Here is a 2,935-nt window from a genome sequence, read left to right as displayed (position 1 = left end):
AGTACAAGCTCCCTTTTTTTATTTTACAAGTAATTTATACACCAATTTTAAAAGATAGTAAAGACATATAACATTATTTTCGAACAGGATTTCCATCCTTACCCCAAACACCAATACCAGTAATTGCACAAATCATTGAGAAAATTGGAACAATAAAGATAAACCATGCGTATGGAATATATGCGATAGAGCATCCAAGAACCCCCATTACATAAATTGTAGCAACACCCCAAGGCACGATTGGCGCTGATAAAGTACCAGAATCTTCAAGTGTTCTAGACAATACCTTACGAGAAATATTCATATCTTCATATGTAGATTCAAAAGTTTGTTCTGTAACAATAATTGAAACCGTTTGTCCACCAGCTGTCAAGAAATTTACAATGTAGCAATATACTAAAGTAACAAAAACTAAGATTGTACGATTCTTGATAAACTTTAATAATACATTTTTAGCTAAAACATCCAAAATACCTGTTGAAGTAATTACAGCTCCCATTACACTAGCCACCATAAATGTAACTAATAATTCAGACATCGAAAGAACACCACCACGGTTCAACATTGGATCTACTATAGATACACCTGTCTCAATACTGAATCCATTAAATGCATAATTCATAAGATCCACAAAATTTACACCTTGAAAAGCCATCGCAAATACAGCGGATACGACCACGGCAAGTCCCATTCCTAATAAAGATGGAAGTTTAAATACAGAAATCAAAATAACTAAAATAGCTGGTAAAATCAATAAGATATTAATTGTGAAATGCTTGCTTAAAGTATCCATAATCAATTTTTGTTGGGCAAGATCCATACTTCCCCCACTATAATAAAGTCCTGCAATTGTAAATAACACTAAGGCAACTACTGCAGCTGGAAGCGTTGTATACTGCATAGAGTGAATATGATCATACAAAGGCACTTTACTAACTCCACTTGCTAAGTTTGTCGTATCGGATAATGGAGACATTTTATCTCCTAGCCATGCACCAGAAACAACAGCACCCACTACCAATGGTACAGGAATACTTGTCGTAGAGGCAATTCCTACCATCGCAAGTCCCATTGTGGCTACAGAACCAAATGATGTTCCTGTAAATTCACTGGTTAAAGCACAAAGCACAAATGCTAACGGAACCAAAATTTTAGGTGATACCACTTGCATACCATAATACATCAAACTAGGTACCGTTCCAGCAGCCATCCAAATTCCTACAAGCATTCCAACCATAATGACAATCAAAAACGTGGGCATACATTCTGCTGCTGTTTTAATCATATTTTGTTCAACTTCATTCCATGGAATATTCAACAAACGCGTTGTAATTACAGACACAATAACTCCCGCAAAAACAGATAAAGTTGTATTACATCCCATATTTATCATAATAATAAGTACGGCAATAATCGCCAAAAATGATGTAACCGCAAATAATGTTGTCGGCTGTTTTCTTTCTTTATTCATACCAAATTCCTTCACTTTCATTTATAATAATTCTTCTTTCAAAAAGTTTAGAGCACCTTGCATTCTAGCTTCTCTAAACGCAAACGATTTAAAGCGATGCTCTGCCCCTTTGACAATAATGCATTTTGCTCTTTCTTTAAAAATTTCTTTATATTTATAACTACACTCACAAGAAGCCGTAATATCTTGATCTCCATGAATCGTACATACATTTTTATCAAATAAAGATGCATCTTTATATGGATCTAATGTACAGGCATCTTGATAAAATTTTAGGCTCAATTTTAAGCCTTCTACATCGGCACATCCATCTTTTTCAATATTTGAAACATCTTGACCACACAAAGTCTTATCCTTCTTTAAGTTATAAACTAAATCCGGTGCTGGACACCACAAAGATAAAGCTTGAATCATATCTTTACATTGTCCTGCCACCATACTTGCGACACAACCACCTAAACTACATCCATGAAGTGCAATTTTATTTGTATCGACAAAGTCCAAGGATCGAACATATTCCAACATGGCTTTGGCATCTAAGATTTCACTTGAAATCGTCATATCTTCAAATTTTCCATCACTTTCACCACTACCATTCATGTCAAAACGAACACTGGCGATACCCAATTCGCATAGTCGTTGCGATAATTCGTTATGAACAAAATTGATTTCATTTCGATCATCACAAAAGCCATGAAGAATAATAACCATTGGTACTTTTTGGCTTACATCATTTGGAATATGAAGCATACCACGAAGTGTTAAATTATCTCGCTTGATTTCTACATACTTTTGCATATATATTTCCCTCCGTTTCGGGTATAATACCACAAAAGCAACAAAATGTTTACTATTTTTTAACACTTGTGTGCATTATAAGTACAAATTAACCTCTCTGTTCGCAAAGAGGCTATTTTTTTCTGAAAATTGTTGCACTATATCCGTCGATTTTTTTACTTTCATACATCGCAGAATCCGCTCTACAATATAATTCATCAAAACTTAAATCTTCTTTCCCATCAAAGAAACAGGCACCAAGACTTAATACAACCGGATGATTATCTACCGATTCAACATGGATCTGTTTCAAATTTTCAAATAAACGTTTAAAGAAAGAATTTGCACACTTACGATTTGTAACACCCGGAATATACAACGCAAACTCATCTCCATCCAAACGCATTACTATATCTTTATCACGACATGATTTTTGAAGCGTATGCGCAATCGCAATACTGACTACTCCTCACCGCAAGCAGTGAGGGTTCTTAACTGACAACATTATGCAGCAATCGTACATTATTTTCAAACTTTGGATTCCTGTCTTTCTGTTGGAGCAGTGAACTTTACAATCAAGCACTACATTTAGTACATTAGCGATTGTTTTCTGTATCTCTACATGGAAGCATAGTGTTGATTACCAAATTAATTGCTACAAGAACATTTAAATTAAATTGTATACAT

Annotated in this window: 3 protein-coding genes; all 3 read right to left on the bottom strand. The window is 34.6% G+C overall.

Annotated features, from left to right (window positions below; genetic code table 11):
* Nucleotides 1–73: 73 nt before the first annotated feature.
* The 3 genes from nhaC to Q3907_RS10625 all read right to left on the bottom strand — a co-directional run bounded on the left by nhaC (nucleotide 74) and on the right by Q3907_RS10625 (nucleotide 2,699).
* Complete coding sequence (nhaC, locus tag Q3907_RS10635) at nucleotides 74–1,471, bottom strand: Na+/H+ antiporter NhaC (protein ID WP_301898252.1); 1,398 nt, start codon at nucleotides 1,469–1,471, stop codon at nucleotides 74–76.
* 21 nt (nucleotides 1,472–1,492) lie between these two features.
* Nucleotides 1,493–2,269: an alpha/beta hydrolase gene (locus tag Q3907_RS10630; protein WP_301898251.1), complete on the bottom strand. Its 777-nt coding sequence runs from the start codon at nucleotides 2,267–2,269 to the stop codon at nucleotides 1,493–1,495.
* 112 nt (nucleotides 2,270–2,381) lie between these two features.
* Nucleotides 2,382–2,699 (bottom strand): diguanylate cyclase, encoded by a 318-nt coding sequence (locus Q3907_RS10625; protein WP_301898253.1) that lies wholly within the window; start codon nucleotides 2,697–2,699, stop codon nucleotides 2,382–2,384.
* Nucleotides 2,700–2,935 lie beyond the last annotated feature (236 nt).

It is taken from the genome of uncultured Holdemanella sp., from assembly GCF_958348295.1.
Lineage (GTDB): Bacteria > Bacillota_I > Bacilli_A > Erysipelotrichales > Erysipelotrichaceae > Holdemanella.
The sequence above is the reverse complement of the archived record's forward strand: the minus strand, read 5'-3'. Positions and strand labels throughout refer to the sequence as shown.